Source organism: Bordetella muralis (assembly GCF_054781015.1).
Genome location: NZ_BAAGVF010000010.1, coordinates 95,236 through 115,542 on the forward strand (window position 1 = coordinate 95,236; position 20,307 = coordinate 115,542).

At 58.9% G+C, this 20,307-nt stretch carries 25 protein-coding genes, 1 tRNA gene and 1 pseudogene; 11 read left to right on the forward strand and 16 right to left on the reverse strand.

Annotation, left to right across the window (positions count from 1 at the left end):
• Positions 1 to 24 precede the first annotated feature (24 nt).
• From ACYVIT_RS25055 to ACYVIT_RS25070, 4 genes and pseudogenes are all read right to left on the reverse strand, one after another.
• Complete coding sequence (locus ACYVIT_RS25055) at positions 25 to 1,125, reverse strand: YheT family hydrolase (RefSeq protein WP_415805721.1); 1,101 nt, start codon at positions 1,123 to 1,125, stop codon at positions 25 to 27.
• Positions 1,126 to 1,139: 14 nt separating this feature from the next.
• Positions 1,140 to 1,562 (reverse strand): YybH family protein, encoded by a 423-nt coding sequence (locus ACYVIT_RS25060; RefSeq protein WP_094820004.1) that lies wholly within the window; start codon positions 1,560 to 1,562, stop codon positions 1,140 to 1,142.
• Positions 1,563 to 1,601: 39 nt separating this feature from the next.
• The gene (locus tag ACYVIT_RS25065; RefSeq protein ID WP_094820005.1) at positions 1,602 to 1,814 is read right to left on the reverse strand and encodes a zinc-finger domain-containing protein; all 213 of its coding nucleotides are present in this window, start codon (positions 1,812 to 1,814) and stop codon (positions 1,602 to 1,604) included.
• An 82-nt stretch (positions 1,815 to 1,896) separates the two neighbouring features.
• Positions 1,897 to 1,998 (reverse strand): annotated as a pseudogene (locus ACYVIT_RS25070) (branched chain amino acid aminotransferase); the annotation flags it as partial.
• A 244-nt stretch (positions 1,999 to 2,242) separates the two neighbouring features.
• On the opposite strand from ACYVIT_RS25070, the gene ACYVIT_RS25075 reads away from it, so the two are divergent.
• The 3 genes from ACYVIT_RS25075 to ACYVIT_RS25085 all read left to right on the forward strand — a co-directional run bounded on the left by ACYVIT_RS25075 (position 2,243) and on the right by ACYVIT_RS25085 (position 4,837).
• The gene (locus ACYVIT_RS25075) at positions 2,243 to 2,914 is read left to right on the forward strand and encodes an AzlC family ABC transporter permease (protein ID WP_415805803.1); all 672 of its coding nucleotides are present in this window, start codon (positions 2,243 to 2,245) and stop codon (positions 2,912 to 2,914) included.
• The gene (locus ACYVIT_RS25080) at positions 2,911 to 3,246 is read left to right on the forward strand and encodes an AzlD domain-containing protein (RefSeq protein ID WP_415805722.1); all 336 of its coding nucleotides are present in this window, start codon (positions 2,911 to 2,913) and stop codon (positions 3,244 to 3,246) included. Before ACYVIT_RS25075 ends, ACYVIT_RS25080 begins: the two co-directional genes overlap by 4 nt.
• A gap of 148 nt (positions 3,247 to 3,394) precedes the next feature.
• On the forward strand, positions 3,395 to 4,837 hold the full coding sequence (locus ACYVIT_RS25085) for a DEAD/DEAH box helicase (RefSeq protein ID WP_415805723.1): 1,443 nt from the start codon (positions 3,395 to 3,397) through the stop codon (positions 4,835 to 4,837).
• Positions 4,838 to 4,863: 26 nt separating this feature from the next.
• Here the strand turns inward: ACYVIT_RS25085 and ACYVIT_RS25090 are convergent, their stop codons facing one another.
• A complete protein-coding gene (locus ACYVIT_RS25090; protein ID WP_415805724.1) occupies positions 4,864 to 5,250 on the reverse strand; it encodes a thioredoxin family protein in 387 nt (128 codons plus the stop codon).
• Between the two features lie 64 nt (positions 5,251 to 5,314).
• Between ACYVIT_RS25090 and ACYVIT_RS25095 the strand changes: the two genes are divergently transcribed.
• The 3 genes from ACYVIT_RS25095 to ACYVIT_RS25105 all read left to right on the forward strand — a co-directional run bounded on the left by ACYVIT_RS25095 (position 5,315) and on the right by ACYVIT_RS25105 (position 8,067).
• Complete coding sequence (locus ACYVIT_RS25095; RefSeq protein WP_415805725.1) at positions 5,315 to 6,118, forward strand: EI24 domain-containing protein; 804 nt, start codon at positions 5,315 to 5,317, stop codon at positions 6,116 to 6,118.
• A gap of 75 nt (positions 6,119 to 6,193) precedes the next feature.
• The gene (locus ACYVIT_RS25100; RefSeq protein WP_415805726.1) at positions 6,194 to 6,991 is read left to right on the forward strand and encodes a competence/damage-inducible protein A; all 798 of its coding nucleotides are present in this window, start codon (positions 6,194 to 6,196) and stop codon (positions 6,989 to 6,991) included.
• A gap of 206 nt (positions 6,992 to 7,197) precedes the next feature.
• Positions 7,198 to 8,067 (forward strand): IclR family transcriptional regulator, encoded by an 870-nt coding sequence (locus tag ACYVIT_RS25105; RefSeq protein ID WP_415805727.1) that lies wholly within the window; start codon positions 7,198 to 7,200, stop codon positions 8,065 to 8,067.
• 120 nt (positions 8,068 to 8,187) lie between these two features.
• On the opposite strand, the gene ACYVIT_RS25110 is transcribed toward ACYVIT_RS25105, so the two are convergent.
• Positions 8,188 to 9,165 carry a tripartite tricarboxylate transporter substrate binding protein BugD gene (locus tag ACYVIT_RS25110; RefSeq protein WP_415805728.1) on the reverse strand — a complete coding sequence of 326 codons (978 nt, stop codon included), beginning with the start codon at positions 9,163 to 9,165 and terminating at the stop codon, positions 8,188 to 8,190.
• A 354-nt stretch (positions 9,166 to 9,519) separates the two neighbouring features.
• On the opposite strand from ACYVIT_RS25110, the gene phaP reads away from it, so the two are divergent.
• Complete coding sequence (gene phaP, locus ACYVIT_RS25115; protein ID WP_094820013.1) at positions 9,520 to 10,095, forward strand: TIGR01841 family phasin; 576 nt, start codon at positions 9,520 to 9,522, stop codon at positions 10,093 to 10,095.
• A 141-nt stretch (positions 10,096 to 10,236) separates the two neighbouring features.
• Here phaP and ACYVIT_RS25120 read toward each other — a convergent pair whose 3' ends face one another.
• The 5 genes from ACYVIT_RS25120 to ACYVIT_RS25140 all read right to left on the reverse strand — a co-directional run bounded on the left by ACYVIT_RS25120 (position 10,237) and on the right by ACYVIT_RS25140 (position 14,338).
• A complete protein-coding gene (locus ACYVIT_RS25120) occupies positions 10,237 to 11,280 on the reverse strand; it encodes a quinone-dependent dihydroorotate dehydrogenase (protein WP_415805729.1) in 1,044 nt (347 codons plus the stop codon).
• Positions 11,281 to 11,322: 42 nt separating this feature from the next.
• Positions 11,323 to 12,057, reverse strand: a complete 735-nt coding sequence (locus ACYVIT_RS25125; protein ID WP_415805730.1) for an arginyltransferase — start codon at positions 12,055 to 12,057, stop codon at positions 11,323 to 11,325.
• A 171-nt stretch (positions 12,058 to 12,228) separates the two neighbouring features.
• Positions 12,229 to 12,981, reverse strand: coding sequence for a leucyl/phenylalanyl-tRNA--protein transferase (aat, locus tag ACYVIT_RS25130; RefSeq protein WP_415805731.1), 753 nt, complete (start codon positions 12,979 to 12,981; stop codon positions 12,229 to 12,231).
• An 83-nt stretch (positions 12,982 to 13,064) separates the two neighbouring features.
• Entirely contained in the window at positions 13,065 to 13,646 is a 582-nt protein-coding gene (locus ACYVIT_RS25135; protein WP_415805732.1) for an NUDIX hydrolase, read from the reverse strand.
• 83 nt (positions 13,647 to 13,729) lie between these two features.
• Positions 13,730 to 14,338 (reverse strand): DUF2946 family protein, encoded by a 609-nt coding sequence (locus ACYVIT_RS25140; protein WP_415805733.1) that lies wholly within the window; start codon positions 14,336 to 14,338, stop codon positions 13,730 to 13,732.
• A gap of 146 nt (positions 14,339 to 14,484) precedes the next feature.
• Here ACYVIT_RS25140 and ACYVIT_RS25145 point away from each other — a divergent pair, with 146 nt between their 5' ends.
• Complete coding sequence (locus tag ACYVIT_RS25145; protein WP_415805734.1) at positions 14,485 to 14,967, forward strand: hypothetical protein; 483 nt, start codon at positions 14,485 to 14,487, stop codon at positions 14,965 to 14,967.
• Positions 14,968 to 15,121: 154 nt separating this feature from the next.
• Positions 15,122 to 15,622 carry a hypothetical protein gene (locus ACYVIT_RS25150; protein WP_415805735.1) on the forward strand — a complete coding sequence of 167 codons (501 nt, stop codon included), beginning with the start codon at positions 15,122 to 15,124 and terminating at the stop codon, positions 15,620 to 15,622.
• 192 nt (positions 15,623 to 15,814) lie between these two features.
• On the opposite strand, the gene ACYVIT_RS25155 is transcribed toward ACYVIT_RS25150, so the two are convergent.
• Both ACYVIT_RS25155 and ACYVIT_RS25160 read right to left on the reverse strand, forming a co-directional pair.
• Positions 15,815 to 16,093: a glycine zipper domain-containing protein gene (locus ACYVIT_RS25155; RefSeq protein WP_415805736.1), complete on the reverse strand. Its 279-nt coding sequence runs from the start codon at positions 16,091 to 16,093 to the stop codon at positions 15,815 to 15,817.
• A gap of 232 nt (positions 16,094 to 16,325) precedes the next feature.
• A complete protein-coding gene (locus ACYVIT_RS25160; protein WP_415805737.1) occupies positions 16,326 to 16,487 on the reverse strand; it encodes a hypothetical protein in 162 nt (53 codons plus the stop codon).
• 138 nt (positions 16,488 to 16,625) lie between these two features.
• On the opposite strand from ACYVIT_RS25160, the gene ACYVIT_RS25165 reads away from it, so the two are divergent.
• Positions 16,626 to 16,889 carry a hypothetical protein gene (locus tag ACYVIT_RS25165; RefSeq protein WP_415805738.1) on the forward strand — a complete coding sequence of 88 codons (264 nt, stop codon included), beginning with the start codon at positions 16,626 to 16,628 and terminating at the stop codon, positions 16,887 to 16,889.
• 604 nt (positions 16,890 to 17,493) lie between these two features.
• Here ACYVIT_RS25165 and ACYVIT_RS25170 read toward each other — a convergent pair.
• The 3 genes from ACYVIT_RS25170 to ACYVIT_RS25180 all read right to left on the reverse strand — a co-directional run bounded on the left by ACYVIT_RS25170 (position 17,494) and on the right by ACYVIT_RS25180 (position 19,260).
• A tRNA-Cys gene (locus ACYVIT_RS25170) sits at positions 17,494 to 17,567 on the reverse strand.
• Between the two features lie 138 nt (positions 17,568 to 17,705).
• Positions 17,706 to 18,275: a DUF6097 family protein gene (locus tag ACYVIT_RS25175; protein WP_415805739.1), complete on the reverse strand. Its 570-nt coding sequence runs from the start codon at positions 18,273 to 18,275 to the stop codon at positions 17,706 to 17,708.
• A 211-nt stretch (positions 18,276 to 18,486) separates the two neighbouring features.
• Positions 18,487 to 19,260 (reverse strand): IclR family transcriptional regulator, encoded by a 774-nt coding sequence (locus tag ACYVIT_RS25180; RefSeq protein ID WP_415805740.1) that lies wholly within the window; start codon positions 19,258 to 19,260, stop codon positions 18,487 to 18,489.
• A 203-nt stretch (positions 19,261 to 19,463) separates the two neighbouring features.
• On the opposite strand from ACYVIT_RS25180, the gene ACYVIT_RS25185 reads away from it, so the two are divergent.
• Complete coding sequence (locus ACYVIT_RS25185) at positions 19,464 to 20,273, forward strand: citryl-CoA lyase (protein ID WP_415805741.1); 810 nt, start codon at positions 19,464 to 19,466, stop codon at positions 20,271 to 20,273.
• The last annotated feature ends 34 nt before the right edge of the window (positions 20,274 to 20,307 follow it).

A 20,307-nucleotide genomic window follows, 5' to 3' on the forward strand; every position in this document is an offset into this window, starting at 1 on the left:
GGAGATTCGATTCCTCTGGCAGATTCACTGCCCCGTTTCGAAAAAACGTCCCAGCCGTTGTGGCAACCACCCCAGGTGCGCCGGAAATGCGCCCGTCGGAAAGCCGGCATGGCCGCCTTCGGCGGGTTGGTGCAGCAACACCTGATTCGAGCACTCGCGCGGCATGGGCAGCGCGCTTTCCGGCAAGAAAGGATCATTGCGCGCGTTCAGCACTAATGTGGGAACGGCAATGCTGGCCAGCCAGGGCTTGCTGGAGGCGCGCGTCCAATAATCCAGGGCGTTGCGAAATCCGTGCATCGGCGCCGTGTACGCATCATCGAAATCGCGCAAATCGCGCGCATGCGCAATACGCATGACGTCGATGGCGCCGGGAAAACGCCTGGCCTTTTCCAGGACCTTATGTTTCATGGTCTTGAGAAAATAGGCACTGTAGACCCGGCGGTTGAACACGCCGCGGGACAAGGCGGTGCCGCCCGCGACCAGATCCAGCGGGACCGAGACGCCTGCACACGCAGCGAGCCAGGACATCTGTTCCTGCTGCTCGCCGAGAAATTTCAAGAGGGCATTGCCCCCCAGTGATACCCCGACCGCATGCCAGCGCGCATGCGGAATGCGTGCCCGAACCGTATCCAGCATGAAACCGACTTCGGCGGAATCCCCGGAATAATAAGCGCGCGCCAATCGATTCGGTGTGCCAGAGCAACCCCGAAAATGCGCAATCGCCACGATCCAGCCGCGCGCCCGGAAATGATGCGCAATGGATTGTGCGTAGCGGCTGGTGCTGCCGCCCTCCAGGCCATGAAACAACAGCAACGCAGGCGTGTCGGGAGTTTGCGGCAGAGATAGCCAATCCGCCTCCGTCATCCAGCGCGCCGCCGCGGTCTTGCCGGTCACCACCGGCGCGGCATTGGCGATGGCTTGGCCATCTGCGCTTTTATGGGGGAACAGCCCCGGGCCGGTCCAATCAATATCGATAAAGTCGGTGTCCGGGGTGTCCACGCGTTGCCTGACAAAAGCGATGCTGTGGTGTTGCGCGAGCAGCGCGGCATAGATCGTCTGACTATGACGATCAGGCAACCAGGCTGGGACTGGGCAGGGCGAGGTGTCGAGTCGGGCGATGGACACGCGAGCTATCCGCCTTAATGCAGTCGGTCGGGCACGTCGTGCAGATCCAGTACCCCGGCATCGGCGGGCGCCGGCGAGGCATGGTGCACGACCATGCGCCAACCGGTTGGGCCTTTGTGATAGATGTTGGTGGCGTAGCAGTGAGCGTATTGCGTGCCCCCGCGCGTGCGTACCGACACTTGCTCGACCAGCGTATGTATCGAACACATCATGCTTTGCATGATCTGCGGCCGCAGCGGCCGGATATGCAACGGCCCAGCAGCCAATGTCTGTTGCCAGGACTCGTGCACAGCCGTATGGCCGACCGCACGCAAGCCACCTGGGTGAATGCAGATGATTTCTTCGTCGTCGGCCCAGATTTGCATGAGTCGGGCGGTATCAGCTTGCTCGAGCGCTTCGTAAAACGCTTGTTCGGCTTCTTCTGGCGTGGCGAACATGGGGGCGGTGTTGGGCTGGCAGGTGAGGGCAGTAGGGGTTCAGTGACCGTGGACGACCGTGCCGGGCTTGAGCCGGTACTCGGCGCCACAGTAGGCACAGCGAGCCGAGCCTGTGTGCGTCACATCGAGGAAAACGCGAGGATGCATGCTCCAGAGCGGGGCTTTCGGGCCAGGGCAATAGACGGGCAGGTCCTCGGCTCCGACTTCGATGGTTTCGTGTGCGTGCGCAGCGGCAGGGGCGGCAGCGGTCATTATGGTTCCTGAAAAAAAGAGATGCTAAAGATGTAAGGCTTCAGGCTGGAGTCAGCCAGTGCGCATGGTTGGGATCGCGCCCGCCGGAATACAGGGAATGCGTCAGAACCTGCGTCGCGGCGTCGCGCCACGGGACAAGTTTGCCGTCGTACCAGATGAAACCGTCGCGATCTGCCATCGACATGGTGTTCCCCTTTCAAGTGGCGCCTATTGTATCAAGCGGCAGAGGTACAATGCCGCGTTTCAGTGCCAAGCTTGTTGCTGCCTGCAACTTGGTGCCGCGCCGCACAGGCTGGCGTGCGTGAGTTTGTCTTTGATGAGTTCCATGCCGTTCAGTTCCATCCGCCAGGGGGCACGCCGTGCCTGTTGATTCTGCCCACGATCTTCAACAGATCCGGCAGGAGCGCATTGCGGCGTTCCGCCAAGGGATACGTGCCATCGTCCCGGCGCTGATCGCCACGGGAACATGGGGGATGGTGACTGGCGTGGCCATGGTCAAATCCGGTTTGACCGAGTCCATGGCCCTGGCCATGACGCTGCTCTTGTATGCCGGATCGGCTCAACTGACGTCTTTGCCGCTGATCGCCGCTGGCGCGCCGCTATGGCTGATTTTCATGGCAGGCTGCGTGGTGAATTTGCGCTTTATTATTTTCGGCGCCGCCTTGCATCCGTATTTCCGTCATTTGTCCTGGCCCCGGCGCCTGGGGCTGGGATATTTCACGACCGATATGGGGTTCGTGCTGTTCATGCCTCGTTATGGCGACGCTGCCGAGCGCGGCACACGCGAACAGCTCTGGTTTTTCCTCGGCACGATTGCGCCGGGCTGGATCGTGTGGCAATCATCTTCCATCGTCGGCATCTATCTGGGCGGTATGGTGCCCTCAAACTGGTCGCTGGATTTCGCGGCGGTATTGGCGCTGCTGGCCATTACGATCCCTTTGGCCAATTCCAAGCCGATGCTGATCTCGATGCTGGCGGCGGGGTTGGTGGCCTGGGTGGGGCAGTTGTTCCCTCTGCGTCTGGGGCTGGCTGCAGCGGTGATCTGTGGGATTGTGGCCGGTATGCTGGCTGAGCGTTTCCTCCAAAAAGGGCGAGCATGACCTTCTGGCCGTCCGAGATTTACGTTTATTCCGCCATTCTGTTGCTGACGTTTTGCAGCGTGTTGACCCGGGCGGGTTTCATGCTGTTTGGCGATTACATTCCCTTGCCCGATGGCGTCCGGCGCGCCCTGCGCTATGCGCCTGCCGCCGCATTGACGGCCATTCTGGTACCGGATTTGCTGCCCTGGAGGGCCGATACCGGGCCGGCTTTCGACTATAGACTGGTGGCCGCCATGGTGGGCATCATCGTTTTCCTGCGCAGTCGCAGCGCGGTGCTGGTCATCGTGACGGGGATGGTCACCTTGTGGGGCTTGCGCTGGCTTGCCAGTTGACGCGATGCGGGCGCGCATGACTTCGATATAGGTGCCGATGTCTGGTAGTATGCACGGTTGCGCTAAAATAAAGTTATCCACAGCAATCCGGGCATAGCAGCATTTCTCGTTTTGTTCTTTTTCGTAGCCCCGGCATCTGCCCATCCTGATGACTGACTCTACCCATTCCGCAGCCCCTACCTCCGACGCTTCTTCTATCCCGACTTTTGCCGAGTTCGGGCTGCATCCCCAACTGCTCCAGTCGGTTGCCGACACCGGATACACCACGCCTACGCCGATTCAGGCCCAGGCGTTGCCGGCGGTTATCGCTGGACGCGATGTCATGGGGGCGGCTCAAACCGGTACGGGCAAGACCGCAGCGTTCACGCTGCCGATTTTGCACCGCCTGATGCCGTTGGCTAACAGCAGTGCTTCGCCGGCCCGTCACCCTGTCCGAGCCCTGATTTTGGCTCCCACGCGTGAGCTCGCCGATCAGGTCTACGAGAGCGTCAAACGGTACAGCAAGCACACGCCGTTGCGTTGCGCGGTGGTCTTTGGCGGTGTCGATATCGGGCCTCAAAAAGAGGCGCTGCGCCGGGGATGCGAGGTGCTGGTCGCAACGCCTGGCCGTTTGCTGGATCACGTCGAACAAAAAACCGTCAACCTCAGCCAAGTCGGCATTCTCGTCCTGGACGAGGCCGATCGCATGTTGGACATGGGCTTTTTGCCGGATCTGGACCGCATCGTCCGTTTGCTGCCCGCGCAACGGCAGGGGTTGCTGTTTTCGGCGACGTTTAGCAACGAAATCCGCAAACTGGGCCGTACCTATCTGAATCAGCCGGTGGAAATCGAGGTCGCAGCGCGCAATGCCACGGCCGATACGGTGAGTCAGATTGCGTACGAGATGCCCAGTGACGCCAAGCGCGCCGCGGTGGTGCATCTGGTCAAATCGCGTGGCCTGAAACAGGTTATCGTATTTTCGAATACCAAAATCGGCACGGCCCGCCTGGCCCGTGAGCTGGAGCGCGACGGTGTGCGCGCCGAGTCTATCCACGGCGACAAGAGCCAAGCCGATCGCATGAAGGCCCTCGAGGCCTTCAAGGCCGGCGAACTCGAGGTCCTCGTGGCGACTGACGTGGCTGCGCGCGGTCTGGATGTGGCGGGGGTTCCCTGCGTTATCAACTATGACCTGCCTCACAACGCCGAGGATTATGTGCACCGTATCGGCCGTACGGGCCGCGCGGGCGCCTCGGGCGAGGCCATTGCCTTGTTCACGCCGGATGAGGTGCGTTATTTGCAGGACATCGAGAAACTGACCAAACGTCCGGTGCCTCGAGGCAAGCTCGAGGTTCCTCAGGAACTGGTGGTACGCAGCCATACGCGCGACAGCCATTCCCGCAGCCGCGATCGTCGTGGGAATTCTTCGTCCTCTTCCTATACGTCGCCGCGTCAGCCCGTCGACGATTTCTTCTACAAGCCCTATCAGCCTTCGGCGGCGCCTTTACAGGCGGGAGAGTCAAAGTCTGAATCGCGGGCCAACACGCCAAAGCGTCAAGTGGGTGTGCTGTTGGGGGGCGGTGGGCGCAAGGCTGACGATAGCGGCGCGTCCTGATAGCCGCGGCATGCGTCCGTTCTTGGCTATTCCCGCAATAACGCCATGACGTCGGGTAATTGCGTGGGTACCGTTGGGCTGTCAGGAGTCAGGCTTTCCAGCAGGCGTTCCAGGTGACCGATGTGCGGCAGCATGGGGCCGTAGAACAAGGTTCGTGATCCGCGTTGCACCAGCAGCGTAGGGAAATTCTCGACATCTTCGTCGCCGAGCAGGTCGGGGTGGTCCTCGATATCGATCCAGGCATAGACGCGCTCAGGTTGGCTGTCCGACAGGGCGGCCAGCTTGGGGCGGTATTGCGTGCAGGTGTCGCACCAGGCGGCACAGAAACAGGCGATGAGCCAGGTTTCGTCTGTGCCTGATTGCAGGGCAGTGCGCAGGGCAGAGGTGTCGGGTCCGGGTACGAGCAAAGGCATGGCAATGAAAACGAAGCGTGTTTGAGACTATGATACCCGGCATGTCTATTAACGGGTTCGCGACATGATTCCTCCTCGCCCCGAGTCTGCTGTCTCGTCTTCTGTTCGTACCGCTGCCGTGGGAACCGCGGGTGTTGCCCAGGCGTTCAAGCGCGCCCTGGTATCGCAATGCCATCCCAATATGTTGTTCGCGATACTGCTGCCCTTTGTGATCGCCTTGTTGGGGGCCTTGCTGCTGTTGTGGCTGTTTTGGACGCCGCTGACCGACTGGCTGGATATGCAGGCGTCGCAATGGCAGTTTATTAACGATGCGGATGCCTGGTTGATCGGTATCGGCCTGTTTTCGCTCAAGCTGTACCTGGTTCCGATTATCGCGGTGGTGATCTTGCTGCCCGTCTCGGGGATCTTGGGGTTGGCCATTGCGGCGATCTTTGTGATGCCGCTGGTGCTGCGGCACGTGAGCGCTCGCGAGTACGTAGGAGTCTCTCGTCAGGGGCGAAACGCCACCGCCTATAGCGTGTGGAACGCTATCTGGGTCAGTTGCGTGTTTGCCGCGGGCTGGTTGCTGACCTTGCCGTTTTGGTTGATTCCGCCCGTGGGGGTGGTGCTGTCGGTGTTCTGGTGGGCTTTTGCGTTCTCGCGCATGATGCGGGTCGACGCGATTGTGGAACACGCCAGCCCCCAGGAACGCCGCGTTCTGCTCGAGCGGCACAACCTCGGGTTCTGGACGATAGGCCTGATTTGCGCGTTGTTGAATCTGCTGCCGCCGGCCTGGATCATATTGCCTGTGTACGCAGGATTGGTGAATGCCCATTATGGGTTGGAAGCCCTGCGGCGCTTGCGTGACGAGCGTGTCATCGAGGCCTGATCCTGCTGTAGCTATCCCCTTGAGGGTTTTCCTGTTTCTCCCTGGCATCCATGCCGAGGTTTTTCGAGGCGATTAATGACTCAATCCTCCTCCGTCTCTCGTCGCATCCGTTTGATTGTCGTGGGCGACGAGATTCTGTCTGGCCGTCGCCAGGACAAGCATTTCGCTAAAGTGATCGAACTATTGTCGGCGCGCGGCATGCGATTGTCGGGGGCGGAGTTTCTGCCCGATGACCGCGAGACCCTGACGGCCGCGTTGCGCCGTAGTTTTGCATCGGATGACATCGTCCTGTCTTGCGGCGGTATCGGCGCAACGCCCGACGATCACACCCGGCAGGCAGCCGCGGCAGCGCTGGATCTGCCGTTGGCACTGCATCCCGAGGCAGAGGTAGCGATTACGCAGCGCGTGGCGGAAATGGCGGCCGAGGGTAAAGCACCCGCCGATATGGCTGCCGAGGAAAATCAGCAGCGCCTGCAAATGGGGATGTTTCCCCAGGGCTGTGAAATTGTGCCCAATCCCTACAACCGGATTCCTGGCTTCTTTATTCACGAGCACACGTTTTTGCCTGGTTTTCCCGTCATGGCGTGGCCGATGCTCGAATGGACGCTGGATACCCGCTATCAGGCGCTGCATCACGCTCAAGCGCATGTGGAGCATTCATTCCTGGCCTTTGGCTTGCCCGAATCCCGCATCGCTCCTGTGATGCAGGCGTTGCAATTGCGCTGGACGGGCGTGAGCGCGTTCAGTCTGCCCAGCGTGGGCGAAACGCCTCATCTGGAACTGGGCGTCAAGGGGAACCCCGACGAGGCGGCGGACGCACTGGCGTACCTCCGTGAGGAAGTCTTGCGCCTGGGCGGGCGGCTGTCTCCCTAGGGGATCTTGAGCGGGACGTGCGGCCCCGCATATCGAGCGGCTGTTCCCTGTCGTGTGCCGGCATTCGCAGGGCCACGGCATAAGGGAGTTGCCAAAACCCGCTCAAAATTTCACAATACGGGAAAGACATTAATGCTGCGCTGCCGCATTAATATATACCCAGGGGCTGTTTTGCTGCCCCGCCTCTATTGACTGTGACTACTGCCATGTCTGTTACTGCGTCGGGTTCCGATAGCGAACGGCCTTCGGGTCAGTCGCCAATTGCTATTCAGGTTATCGAGCGCGCCATGCGCCTGCTCGATGCTTTGGCTGCCCATTCGGATCCTGTCACACTAAAAGAGCTGTCTGCGACGACGGGTTTGCACGCATCCACCGCCCACCGGATCCTGAACGACCTCGTGGTGGGCCGCTACGTCGAGCGTGTGGACAACGGCTTGTACCAGCTGGGTATGCGCTTGCTGGAACTCGGTTCCCTGGTCAAAGGCCGCTTAAACGTCCGGGAGGCGGCGATTTCGCAGATGCGCTCCTTGCACAAACTGACTGGCCAGACCATTAACCTGTCGGTCCAGCAAGGCGACGAGATCGTTTATATCGACCGGGCATGGAGCGAGCGCTCGGGGATGCAGGTGGTGCGCGCCATTGGCGGCCGCGCGCCTTTGCATTTGACCTCCACCGGCAAACTCTTTCTGTCGACGATCGATAACCGGCAAGTACGTGCGTATGCACTGCGTACCGGGTTGGCTGGCCATACCCGCAACAGTCTCACTGATATTGACCGTCTGGAACGCGAACTGGCGCTGGTGCGGCGCCATGGCTATGCCCGCGATAACGAAGAACTCGAACTCGGCGTGCGATGTATTGCAGCCGGTATTTTTGACGATACCGGCAAATTGGTCGCCGGCCTGTCGATTTCTGCCCCCGCCGAGCGTTTGCAAGACGAGTGGATTCAGCTCCTGGTCGAGTCCGCCCGTATCATTTCTGAGGCGCTGGGCTATGAGCCCGTGGTGGCTGGCAACGCCAACGGGAGCGGTAATGCCATTGGCAAAGGCTTATCGCCGCATCTGGCGCGCGTATAGGCATCGCCGGGAGCTTGGGGCGCACTTTTCATATCGCGCCAAGCACAAAAACATCAAAGGCCTGAGCCCGGATAACCCCGGACTCAGGCCTTTTGGTTGAAGCGCCTGCGGCGTGCAGGTTTATTGCGGTGCTACACCGGCTTTCTTGAACAGTTCAGCCCATTGCGGCACTTGTTGCTTGACCTTGGCTTCCAGTGCTTTGGGATTGGCTTCGTCGTTCAGCACTTCCGCGCCCAGGCCCGCCATACGTTCCTTGAATTTCGGATCGGCCATCCCGGCCTGTAGTGCCTTGACCAGCTTGTCTACGATAGGCTGAGGCGTGTTCTTGGGTACCCACATGCCGTGCCAGATACCGACCTGAAAGCCCTTGTAGCCCGATTCGTCCATCGTGGGCAGATCAGGCAGCGTGGGTACGCGTTTCAGGCTCGTGACCGCGTAGGCCTTGACCTTTTTCGAGGTGATGTATTGCGACGTATTGGTCGTCTGGTCGCACAGCATGTCGACCTGTTTACCCAGCAGATCGTTCATGGCAGGCGCGGTGCCCTTGTAGGGAACGGTCAGCAGGTCCACGCCCAGCGCATCGACGAGCATCGTGCCGCACAGATGGCTGGCCGCGCCGATCCCGGCGTTGGCCAACGAGATCTTGTCCTTGTTGGTCTTGACGTATTCGACCATCTCTTTGATGTTGTTGGGCGGGAAATCTTCGCGCGCAATGACGGTCATGGGTACGTCCACCACCAGGCCTACGGGAGCGAAGGTCTTGTCGGGGTCATAGCCGGGGTTCTTGTACAACGACGGGGCGGTGGTGTAGCCCAGATGCATCAGCAGCACGGTATAGCCATCGGGCTCGGCGCGGCCGACGAACGAGGTGCCGATCGTACCGCCGGCACCGGTCTTGTTTTCCACCACGACGCTTTGCCCCAACGTGGGGCGCATGGCTTCGGCGAGCGAACGAGCCACGTTGTCAGTGGGGCCTCCAGCGGCAAACGGTACAACCATGCTGATGGGGCGCTCGGGATACTCTGCCTGGGCAGCGCCAGCAGCAAAAAGAGCGCTGGTAGCCAGCAGTACCGATAGCGTACGGGGGATGAATCTCATGGGGTCTCCTGCGCCGCGGGATAGGCGGCAATTTTGATAGCTTGGACTGATGCGTCTTTCTTGGAGTGTCATCAGGTGGTCTTGAGTGTAGAAAACAATACGGTTGCCGTCACCGGGGGATTTCCCCTGAAACAAATAGTCCTCTAGCTGTTTGCACCGATTTGGGGCTAAACCTGTTGCGTTGCACCAAAAGTGCTTGACAGTCGGTTTTAAGTACGTAGAATGATGTTTGTGCAGTGCAGCAAACGCGCCGGCCTTAGCTTCAAATATCGGTTCCGAGCACGTTTATTTCCCCTTATTTGTCGCAACGTATCGCCATAGCCGGGCGCCCCGGCATTTTTACCGGAGACCACCATGACTGCAATCCCCCAACAAGTTCTGGACCGCCAGAAATCCGCCCTGAATGCGCTGACCGCCACTCAGGCGACGCTGTTTGCCGGCTTTGAAAAGCTGGTCGATCTGAATCTGAAGGTCGTCAAAGCCACGCTCGACGAAGTCGCTCAGACTTCGCAACAAGCCTTCGGCGTGAAAGACCCCCAGGAAGCCACGGCTTTCGCCACCTCGTTGGTGCAGCCCAGCGCTGAAAAGGCCCTGGCCTATGGCAAGCATGTGTATGACATCGTTGCCGGCGTGCAGGGCGAGCTGGCCAAGCTGGCCGAGGCTCAAATCGCCGAAGGCCAACAACAGGTCGCCGACGCTGTCGAGCAATTTTCCAAGAACGCGCCGACTGGCTCGGAAAGCGCCGTCGCGTTGCTGAAATCCTCTCTGGCTACTGCCAACGGTGCCTATGACTCGCTGAGCAAGGCCGCCAAGCAGGCTGTCGAAGTCGCCGAATCCAATCTGAACGCTGCGGCCAACGCCACGTTCAAGGCGGCTTCTGACGCCGCCGAAGCTGCCGGCAAGACGACCCGTGCCGCCCGTCGTGCTTAATTAGCGAGATTGATGCCGAACTGTTGTCGGCATACAGCTTGTTGTAGTACTGTTGAGTGACAGAGCAGAGCTGGAATTAGCCACCCCACGGGGTGGCTTTTTTTTCGCTACGTCAGGGCGCAGCAGCAGAGCCTTGCTTTGCTATGCGGCCTTGAGAGCCTGCACGCATTCGCTGACCAGTGCTGGCCCGCGGTAAATCAGTCCGGTATACAGCTGGACCGCATTGGCACCTGCCTCCAGTTTTTCCTTGGCTTGCTTGCCCGACAGAATCCCGCCCACACCGATAATGCTGGCATCGGCGCCCATCCGCTGACGCAGGCGCGCGATGACGGCCAGCGATAGCTGATGCACGGGGGCGCCCGACAGGCCGCCAGCCTCATTGGCATGGTTCAGGCCGGTCACGGCATCCCGCGAAAGCGTCGTGTTCGTGGCAATGACGCCGTCTATGCCAAAACGTGGCAGGAGGTCGGCGATCGTGTCGATCTGGCTTTCAGACAGATCAGGCGCGATCTTGACCGCCAGCGGCACATGGCGCTGATGTTGGTCGGCGAGCTCCGCGCGCTTGTCGCGCAGGCGTGCCAACAATGCACTCAATTCATCCTCGCCCTGCAGCGCACGCAGGTTTTGCGTGTTCGGCGAAGAAATATTCACCGTGACATAGTCTGCGTGCGGATAGACGCCGGCCAGACCGATCAGATAGTCGTCCGCGGCCCGCTCGATCGGCGTGTCCGCGTTTTTTCCGATGTTCAGTCCCACAATGCCGCCCTGGCTGCGCCACTGGCTGCGGCGCACATTGGCGATAAAGGCGTCCAGCCCCAGGTTGTTAAAGCCCAGGCGATTGATCAGCGCTTGCGCACGAGGCAAGCGGAACATGCGGGGCTTTGGGTTGCCCGGCTGAGCGCGTGGCGTGACCGTTCCGACCTCGACAAAGCCGAATCCCAGATTACCCAATGCGTCGATATACGCCCCGTTTTTGTCCAGCCCGGCAGCCAGTCCCACGGGGTTGCGTAGCGTCAATCCCATCAGGGTAGACGGCGCCTGCGGCTGGGCGTGCATCAGTTTGCGGGTGGCGCCGCAGTCATAGGCGCGTTGCAGGCCCGCCAAGGTGACTTCGTGGGCGGTTTCCGCGTCCATGGCAAACAAGGCCGGACGCGCCAGGGGGTAGGCTTGAAAGAGGATCGACATGGAGCGCAATTGTAGCCAGTTTGCGCGGTTGGACAGATAAATTCAGACCAAATCGGGTGAGGCCGTCTGCCAATGGCCGTCCAGATGCATTTGCAGCGGACGAAAGCTGGATTTGTACGCCATTTTTCGGCTGTCGCGGATCCAGTAGCCCAGATACAGCCACGGTAGATTCAGCGTACGGCATTGCTCGATCTGCCACAGCACGTTGTAGGTGCCCAGGCTGCCCTGGGCATCTGGATCGTAAAACGTATAAACCGACGACAAGCCGTCATCCAGGACATCGATAATGGACACCATCATCAAGACATCGTCTGCATTGCGGAATTCGACCAGACGGGTATTGACACGGCTGGTCAACAAAAACTGGGCATACTGTGTCCGGCTGTCGTCGTCCATACCGCCGCCGGGATGGCGACCCTGCTGATATCGGGAGTACAGCTCATAGTGCTCGGGAGACCACGCCAGTTCCGCCACAAACGCGCGCAGCGCCTGATGGCCACGCCAGGCGCGCCGCTGGCTGCGGTTGGGTGTGAAATTGGCCGTATCGACGCGCACCGGCACACAAGCCCGGCAGTTATCGCAGTGCGGGCGGTACGTAAACAGACCGCTGCGTCGAAATCCCTGTTCCACCAGTTGCGAATACGTGCCCGCGTTGATCAAATGCCCGGGCGCCGCGACCTGTGAGCGCGCTTGGCGATCAGGCAGGTAGCTGCATGGATACGGTGCAGTCGAATAAAACTGCAGGGTGGCAAAAGGAAGTTCTTTAAGTTGACTCATTGGCAGTTCGCCCCGACGTCGGACGGCAGTCGAGTGATCATCTTAACGCGGCTGCCAGAGATGACAAGTTTCCGTCGAGATCAGGCCTGATCAGCGGAGATTTGCCAAGCCCGGCTGAGCGTTATCCCGTCTGGTCCAGATCGGCGGGCGTCCAACCGGTCTCGGCCGGGCTCAGTCCAGGCCAGTCAGCTCGTGAATATTGCCGGCGCTGTCCAGCCGCCCTGGACGCCAAAGAGGAGCGGGCAACCCGACCGCTTGCCGCACATGCTCGACAAATTGGGCGCGCGGCACCGGCTGGGCGCCCAGACTGGCCAAGTGCCGGGTCTGCTGCTGGCAATCGATCCACTGCACGCCATGGCGGCGCAAGAACGTCACCAGATACGCCAGCGCAACTTTTGAGGCATCGGGGACCAGCGTGAACATCGACTCGCCAAAAAACATGCCACCCAGGCTGATGCCGTACAGGCCGCCCACCAGGGTTTCATCCACCCACGTTTCGATGCTGTGGGCCCCGCCCGCCAGATGCCAGGCATAGTAAGCCTGTTGCATCTCGGCTGTGATCCAGGTTCCCGCTTGACTGTCCCGCGGCGCTGCGCAGCGCGCTATGACCGCGTCGAATGCGGTGTCGACACGTATTTGCACACGAGGGGCTGGTCCAGACTGATCCCGTTCGATTTGGCGCAGCCGTTTGCGCAGCGAGTGCGACGGAGCAAAGTCCTGGCAAGCCAGCACCATGCGCGGGTCGGGGCTCCACCACAGAATCGGCTCTCCCGCGCTGTACCAGGGAAAAATCCCGTTCGAATAGGCCAATTGCAGCCGGTTGAGTGAGAGATCCGCGCCAGCGGCGAGCAGTCCGGCCGGCTCGGCTAACGCGCCTTCAACGGGCGGAAACGGGGTGTCGGGAGCGAGCCAGGGAAGCTTCACGGTTCAGCAAGACGATTCAAACGGTCCAGATGAGAAAGTGAGAAAGGCCGGTACGCCATCACAGACGATGGCGGAGCCGACATTCAGCGGTGCCAGTCCAGCGTGTAATGATGACAGCCCAGATGGCCCCGGCGGCGGTCCTCGAGATACTGCTTCAGCGTCGTACTGACGGTGCGAAACGACAAGTCGTCCCAGGGAATCTCGGATTCGTCGTAATAGCGTGCCTCCAGGCTCTCGGGTCCGGGATCCAGCTCGGGGCCCAGAGCCTGTGCCAGGTAAAAGATATGTACCTGGTCTATCTGCGGGACGTCGATGATGGTGAACAGCTGACCCAACTCGATGCGCGCACCGGATTCTTCCAGGGTCTCGCGAGCGGCGCCTTGGGCCGTGCTTTCCCCGAGTTCCATGAAACCGGCTGGCAAGGTCCAAGTGTTGTAGCGCGGCTCGATCGCACGCCGGCACAAGAGAATGCGGTCTTCCCAAACGGGCACCGTGCCTACGACCATGCGAGGGTTCTGATAATGGATCGCGCCGCAATGATCACAGACATCGCGCTCGCGGTTGTCGCCCTCGGGCACGCGGCGATGAATGGGCGAACCGCATTGGCTGCAAAAAAGTGTGCGGCGCGGTGCGGGGAAATAGGTCAGGGGCGGTCGGTCGGTCATGCCGTTGATTCTACCGGTAGCCGGGCTCTCTAGGAAACGCGCAAACGCCGGGTGGCGTGATGGCCGGGCCGGCGTGCATCCGTCTATTCCGGTAACGGATTTGCCACAAAACCCTGGTCAGCGGCCAGCGCCGATCTGCTGGCGTCATTGTGCAGCGGTACAGGGGTGGGATAACTGGGATGGCTGACCTGCCAGGACGCCTTTTCCGTCTGCGTTTCGCTGTCCTCCAGGACATCCAGCAATGGGACGTTTCCGGGCAGGACGCGCAGAGGAGCGAGGACGGATTCCAGATCCCGTCCGTCTATCAGTCCGAGGCCCAGGTCCGTCTGCGCATAGAGCCGGCCAGTCTCATCCAGCCACCATGCCTTGATGGCGCGGACAGTTTCCCCGGTATGCGTGATCAACCTCAGCCCCGTGTCCGCTACGCGTAAAACATACGGCGCAGCATCCAATCGGACATAAACCCGTTGCGGGCCGTTTTGAAAATACCAACGTCCTTGATCATCTGCGGCGTAGTTGCGGCCAATAAACGCCACGATCTGCGGGCTGGTGATGAGCTCGCCCGTGCCTCCTTCAGCGGCATCGCCTCGCTCGTGGATATGCCAGCGCCCGCGTTCGTCCAGCGAAAGCCAACCGTACACCGCAGGGACATTAGGCCATTTGGCCATCGCTTGTTTAACAGACAGGTCCATAAAAGACAGCCGATGATCAGCAGTACGAAACGTTCCATTTAACCAGAACGCTTGATAGTTAGGACATTGGTACTGGTGATGACAGGCATTTCGCGCGTGACGTTTGACCACCCCAGCGATGAGCGCTGGGGAACCTGGCGCCGATGTTGGCCACCGCCCTGGGCAGGCCGTTAGCCGGCGCAGCGGTTGTGACAATTACTGAGGCACTTGGCTTGAGGGCGGACGCGACTGACGCTGAGATCGCGAAAAAGCTGGCGACTGCTAGCCCAGACACTTTTTTGCAGCTGAAGAAATCCGCGCAGGAGTTTGCGGCTCGTATGGCTGAGCTTGGATTCAAGAATGACGCAGATCTTGAGAAGATCGCAGCGGACGACCGTGCCAGCGCCAGGCAGCGCGAGGTCGATCGACAGGACTGGACGCCACGTGTGATGGCTTTTCTGGTGACCAGCGGCTTTTTCAGCATGCTGGCCATTATGGTGTTTGCCGTCATTCCCGAGGGCAGCAGGGAACCGCTCTACATCCTGCTGGGATCGTTGGGAACTGCGTGGACGCAGATCATTGCCTATTATTTTGGCAGCACGGCGGGAGGTCAAAAGAAATCCGAGTTACTGGCCAAGACGGGCAAGTGAGGCACTCTTTGCGACCTCTAAATTCAACGAGAACTGGGGCTATCCGTTCCGAGTCTTGTCACGGTTGCGGCTCCTTTCTGGTGACATTTTTTTTACAGAGAGTATTCGTTGCCGGTGGCGTGATACAAGTAGTTCCTATACACGGGAGAACATCATGAGCGTGTTCAAGAAACTTGATGAAGAACGACAGAGCCAGCTTCGTGCTGCAAAGACAACGGAACTAGACGCTAAAGCAGGCCGCGAAGCGGCATTGAAGACATTGGAAACGGAGGCAGGTGCCTTACTCGAAGCGATTGTCCAATATCTCGAAGTAGAAAAGGCGGAGGCCAAGGCTGGCGGTTATACGGCGGAAGTCCATCGTATTCGCGACGATCACAGTTCATTCGTCGGCGCGGAGTTGAGCTTCGCATACGTTGCAGATATCTTGCCATCTCAAGTGATGACACAGTTCGGCTTTCTCGTCGCGATCGGTGAGGATCGACAGGTCAAGGTTTCTTATATTTGGCGTGAGCGTGGCCAGCGGCCATTGACGCTAATTCCAACCGACGTGATAGGTTCCACCGATGAGGCTGGGATCATGCCTCGCATTGAGGCATCGCTCGAGAAATTTGTGAAAGCGGCGGAACAATCCCGGGCAGAGCAGCGGTCTCATTGATTTGCGCGATGGGGCGGCTATCGTCGGCGGCTGGGGAGGGCGCAATTGATGATGGCAGGACGCTCACAATCCGGCCGCTGCACACTGCGCTGTAAGGCTGGTCGGGGCGTTAACGTGTCGACGCGCATTGACAGTTTTGCTGGGGACTGGCGGATGAGTACCGGGTCTCATTGCATGTGTTGCAAGAGCGGCTTACCGGAGGCTGACCAAGACTCCAAGTGCCATGCCCGCCGCAATGCAGATACCCATCATTTTCCATGGATTATTACGCGCGAAGTCGCTTGATGCGTCCGCTGCACTTTCCAAATTATGCGTAGTTGCAGTGCGTATAGAATCAAACCAATGATTGTCGTCGTCACCCAGTGATTTTGCATTGCCTTGCGGGAGGTTATTCGAATCATCGCCCGAGGCAGGCAGAGGTGCTTTGATTCCAGGCTGTAACTTGGAATCAGTGTCGTTTGGGCTATTCATTGAGTGCTCCTTGAACGAGCGAAAAACTTTTGATTGCACCCGTAGATCGTTCGTTACTGTAGATCGTAGGTGGGCACACGCCTGCCACTGGCTCTCGCGTCCGGGCGATGAGCCAGCTACAGTGTTTGTCGTGCGTGATGCCGCTTGGTTCGACTTCAAAGACATAGATCGCTTGCGGTCTACGATTGGAGCCAAAGGCGAGCCAGAGCTTGGGTTAGATTACCCAGCTGCGTTACTGAGGGGTGCGTTGCTTGTTCGGATCGCTTTGGGCTTGCTTGCGCGCGGCATCGTCTTTCTGCTCTTGCGTTTGCTGCTCTTGCGAATGGCTAGGTGCTTGCTTCTCGTCGGGCTCATTAGGAGTAACGGAAGCAGCGAAGCGGGTTGGGAATGTCATGATGGTACCTCTTGGGTTATTGTGGCTGAATGCCACCTCTTCACGGTGCGCTCCTGTTGCTCGATAACCTAGCGATTATTTGAAACAGTTAATCATTAAGGCAGCTATATACTGAACTTCCGACTTCAGGAGATCGAAATGATCAAGTCAACGCAGCAGTCGGACAATGAGCGATGGGATGGTGAGGGCGGGTCGCAAATTGCTGAGCTAGCAAAATCATTGGCAATAGAGGAGTTGGAGGAGGCAGATCGGCGCATTCTTGCGTTTTTGGGCGCGTCGGTTCTTTGCTTGTGGGACGAGCTTCCCGACGACGCTCGTCAGAAGGTTCTTAACCGAGAGTTGGTCCAAAGCAGTTTTGATGCGTCCGTGGTGAGAGCTCGAATAGCCCTCTTATTCAAGTAGTAGGGCGGGCGTCACCAGTCAATGTGCGGGAGGCGCGATGTGGATTTGCAGACATTGTGATGCAGCGGTGAAGGCTGGAGAAACGGACGCCGAGCATGACGAAGATGGATTCTATTTTCGGTGTCGTAGATGCCAATGTCGCAATAGATTGATTGACGCAGCGCGTAGAGACGTCGGCAGCGCTGTTGGGTTGGTTCAACCCGATCCGTAACTCAGTTCTCTTGGTCGGATCTCGCTTATGGTCAAAATGCTGCTTTTACAAACAGTATTTCCAGCCGGAATTGAGGCGTGTCCCCTAATATTCAGCCCTGGACGACCGGTACTGGGATCAATGGCGTCCGGCAGCTCGTGCTCCGACACCTCCTCCGAGCTCACTGTCCTCGAAGCGTCGACTGCTGACCGAGCGCTACACTCGGTTCTTTTCATACGGTCCAAGTCAGTGAAGCTCTGCTCGACGTAATCCATCGGGCCAGACTTCTGCACTATGCGACCGCACATGATTGGCGCCCAAGTTGGAACCAGTATAGCGGCGGTCGAATGTCAGAATTTCCCCACACAGGTACACAAAGAAAAAGGCCCTCATCTCTGAGAGCCTTGATCGTACTGGAGGCGCAAGCCGGAATCGAACCGACGTACACGGATTTGCAATCCGCTGCATAACCACTCTGCCATTGCGCCGTAGGCGTGATCAGCCAAGCCCGCTATTGTACAGGAATTTGTGGCGTTGTGTTTGATCGAGCTGCTTTCTGCAAAAAAATCCCGTAAGGCACGGATGCCGCGTGGCGAGAGAGGCGGGACGGCCGAATCGTTGAATGCTTAATTCAGATCCAGATTCACGTCCTGGATCTTCGCCTGTACGGTGACGAACTGCGCAATCGATTCAGGATCGATGGTGGCGAAGTCCTGTTTTGCAGTCAGCTCGGGCGCCCAGCGCTGCAGGATCCTGGCCCACAGGGCGCTGAGGTCTTTGCCTAGGAGCTTCGTTTCCAGTGAGCGGATATAAAAGCAGCCGGCGATGATCCCAATCAGCAGCAAACCCGCCGCAATGCTGATGGTGATCGCAAACAGGATGAAGTCAGACATGAGCCCCTTGATCAGACCGCTGGTCGGTCCAAACATCGATAGCCCGTAAATGATCAGCGCGATCGCCAGAATCACGCCAGCAGCCACGACGAGACCTTTTTTGGCCGAATGGTAGCGGTTGAGCGATTGGCCGTATGTCTGGTCGCCCAGGGCTCGCTCCAGTGCTGCGGTCTGCGCAAAGAAGTCTTCTGACTTTTCGACGGGGATCTGCTTGGCATCAATCAGAGCGTGCAGGCCCTGTAGTTGCTGTTTTGCAAAAGCGATGAACTGAAGCGATGAGCCAAGATTGGTTAGAAAATTCACGGCAAACTCGTAAGAAAAGCATAACCGGCGGCATGTGCCCGGCATAAAAAGAGCAGGGCAGCGGCGGGATCATTGCGCCTATACGGCAACCGTCGGAGCACGACATGTCGTCAGCCCAGACGGGATCATAGCAGCGGTGCCGGCGGTGCCGGTGGGCAAGCGTCCCGATACCGATGACTCGCCTTTCCTTGTCGTATTGCGAAATCCAGCACTAGAGTATGTCCAGCGAAGATTGGATACTTGCAATGTGTTTCGCGATGGATATGGCGGCTGCCTGTTGGTCATCCCTGGTCATCCGACTGTCGATTGAGGATGTGGTGATCGCGCCCATGACGGAGCCAGCGGCGTTACGCATCACCATTCCTATCCCGATGACGCCGGGCACGTTGTAGTGCCCGATGATTGCATACTCGCGGCGTTGGGTTTCGCGAATGAGCGTGCGCAGCGTCGACTCTGTCAGCGAGCCGTAACTCCTCAGCCGCTTCGCATTCGCGCGAATGCATTCGTTTTGCTCGGCCAACGGCAACGTCGACAGGATGGCGAGACCGCCTGCACCTGCACCTAAAGGATTCCTGCTGCCGACGTTGACTGTCAGCACTTGCACAGGGTAGGAGCCGACCACACGGGCAAGGCAGATTGTCTCGTACCCGATTCGAGCAATGAGGAACGCACTGTTTCCCGTCTCATCCGCAATCCCTTTTAGTGCCGGTTCGCACACTGTTCTCAAGTCTGCACGGTCAGCGAAAGCAGCCGCCATCTGGCGGCAGTAGTCACCCAGCACATAGCGCTTCGACCCAGTGGGTCGCTTCAACAAGCCCTGTCTTTCCAGGGCCTGGACTATGCGATGCATGGTGGGGCGTTCAAGCCCACTGAGCGCCACGAGTTCGGCCACCGTCAAGCCGTGAGCTCCATGGGCAACCACTTGCTTCAACACACCGATCGTGCGATCGATGCTCTGTGTTCCGCGTGAATCTGTGTTGTTCATGATTTCGATCATATCGTGGACATGGTGAGGTAGTACAGGCCGTAATACGGGATTTTATCGAGAGTTTATTCGGAAATTTTAGTTAAAACATCCACATTGTGGATATGCAGGTTTTGAGATTAGACGCCCGGGAATACGATCCGCCCTGACGAGTTCGAGTTCCATCTGGACTGCTTTCACCTTTCATTGAAATGGAGCACTGCATGACTGACATGACAAAGACCGCGGATCGCAAATACTGGCGCACCGCTATCGGCGACCCGACACCACACGAAGGTACTTTGGTCAGGGGCTATGACGTCCTCACTGATCTCGTCGGCAAGATCGACTTTGGTGCCATGGTGTATCTGCTCTACAAGGGAGAGCTTCCCAAGGGTAACGAGTCGAAGATCATCAATGCCATGTTCATCTCGGTCGCTGATCACGGCATTTCGCCGTCCTCGACAGTCACCCGTTTTGTGCAAGCAGCTGGCGTGCCAATCCAGTGCTCGGTCGCAGCCGGTGCCATGATGTTTGGCGACGTTCACGGGGGGGCCGGTGAAGAGTTCTCGCGCTACATCCAAAAGTTGGTGTCCGAGGCAGCCTCCAGCGGACGTAGCTATGAAGACGTGGCGACAGAGTATGTCAATAATCACAAGCGGCTGGACGGTTTCGGTCATCCGCAGCATCCCGAGGGCGATCCTCGCGGAAAAGTGCTGTTTGCTCTGGCTGAAGAGTATGGGATTTCAGGTGACCATGTCCGGATGACTCGAGAGCTGGAAAAAGCGCTGATCAAGAAGAAAAAACGACCGTTGCTGGCGAACATCGATGCGGCAGTAGGCGCACTCATCTCGGACATGGGTTTTGACTGGCGGCTGGCTCGAGCCTTCATCGTTGTCCCCCGCACTGCTGGCCTGTTCGCTCATGCCTTCGAGGAGTCCGTACGCGAGCCCGGCTGGCGGCAGATCAGCTTGGACCAGGTGGAGTACGACGGTCCCGCCCGCCGCAAGAACGACAACCCCAGCGCAATCTGATTGCGCCAGCTTCGACTCTGCTGCATCTGCCGGC

Coding starts and splice junctions, on each gene's coding strand:
- ACYVIT_RS25140 (WP_415805733.1), bottom strand. CDS start 14,338: ATGGACCTGTCTGTTAAACAAGCGATGGCCAAATGGCCTAATGTCCCT.
- ACYVIT_RS25185 (WP_415805741.1), top strand. CDS start 19,464: ATGACTGACATGACAAAGACCGCGGATCGCAAATACTGGCGCACCGCT.
- ACYVIT_RS25135 (WP_415805732.1), bottom strand. CDS start 13,646: ATGACCGACCGACCGCCCCTGACCTATTTCCCCGCACCGCGCCGCACA.
- ACYVIT_RS25060 (WP_094820004.1), bottom strand. CDS start 1,562: ATGTTCGCCACGCCAGAAGAAGCCGAACAAGCGTTTTACGAAGCGCTC.
- ACYVIT_RS25080 (WP_415805722.1), top strand. CDS start 2,911: ATGACCTTCTGGCCGTCCGAGATTTACGTTTATTCCGCCATTCTGTTG.
- ACYVIT_RS25165 (WP_415805738.1), top strand. CDS start 16,626: ATGATCAAGTCAACGCAGCAGTCGGACAATGAGCGATGGGATGGTGAG.
- ACYVIT_RS25090 (WP_415805724.1), bottom strand. CDS start 5,250: ATGCCTTTGCTCGTACCCGGACCCGACACCTCTGCCCTGCGCACTGCC.
- phaP (WP_094820013.1), top strand. CDS start 9,520: ATGACTGCAATCCCCCAACAAGTTCTGGACCGCCAGAAATCCGCCCTG.
- ACYVIT_RS25085 (WP_415805723.1), top strand. CDS start 3,395: ATGACTGACTCTACCCATTCCGCAGCCCCTACCTCCGACGCTTCTTCT.
- ACYVIT_RS25100 (WP_415805726.1), top strand. CDS start 6,194: ATGACTCAATCCTCCTCCGTCTCTCGTCGCATCCGTTTGATTGTCGTG.
- ACYVIT_RS25180 (WP_415805740.1), bottom strand. CDS start 19,260: ATGAACAACACAGATTCACGCGGAACACAGAGCATCGATCGCACGATC.
- ACYVIT_RS25095 (WP_415805725.1), top strand. CDS start 5,315: ATGATTCCTCCTCGCCCCGAGTCTGCTGTCTCGTCTTCTGTTCGTACC.
- ACYVIT_RS25120 (WP_415805729.1), bottom strand. CDS start 11,280: ATGTCGATCCTCTTTCAAGCCTACCCCCTGGCGCGTCCGGCCTTGTTT.
- ACYVIT_RS25160 (WP_415805737.1), bottom strand. CDS start 16,487: ATGACATTCCCAACCCGCTTCGCTGCTTCCGTTACTCCTAATGAGCCC.
- ACYVIT_RS25150 (WP_415805735.1), top strand. CDS start 15,122: ATGAGCGTGTTCAAGAAACTTGATGAAGAACGACAGAGCCAGCTTCGT.
- ACYVIT_RS25155 (WP_415805736.1), bottom strand. CDS start 16,093: ATGAATAGCCCAAACGACACTGATTCCAAGTTACAGCCTGGAATCAAA.
- ACYVIT_RS25110 (WP_415805728.1), bottom strand. CDS start 9,165: ATGAGATTCATCCCCCGTACGCTATCGGTACTGCTGGCTACCAGCGCT.
- ACYVIT_RS25065 (WP_094820005.1), bottom strand. CDS start 1,814: ATGACCGCTGCCGCCCCTGCCGCTGCGCACGCACACGAAACCATCGAA.
- ACYVIT_RS25125 (WP_415805730.1), bottom strand. CDS start 12,057: ATGAGTCAACTTAAAGAACTTCCTTTTGCCACCCTGCAGTTTTATTCG.
- ACYVIT_RS25105 (WP_415805727.1), top strand. CDS start 7,198: ATGTCTGTTACTGCGTCGGGTTCCGATAGCGAACGGCCTTCGGGTCAG.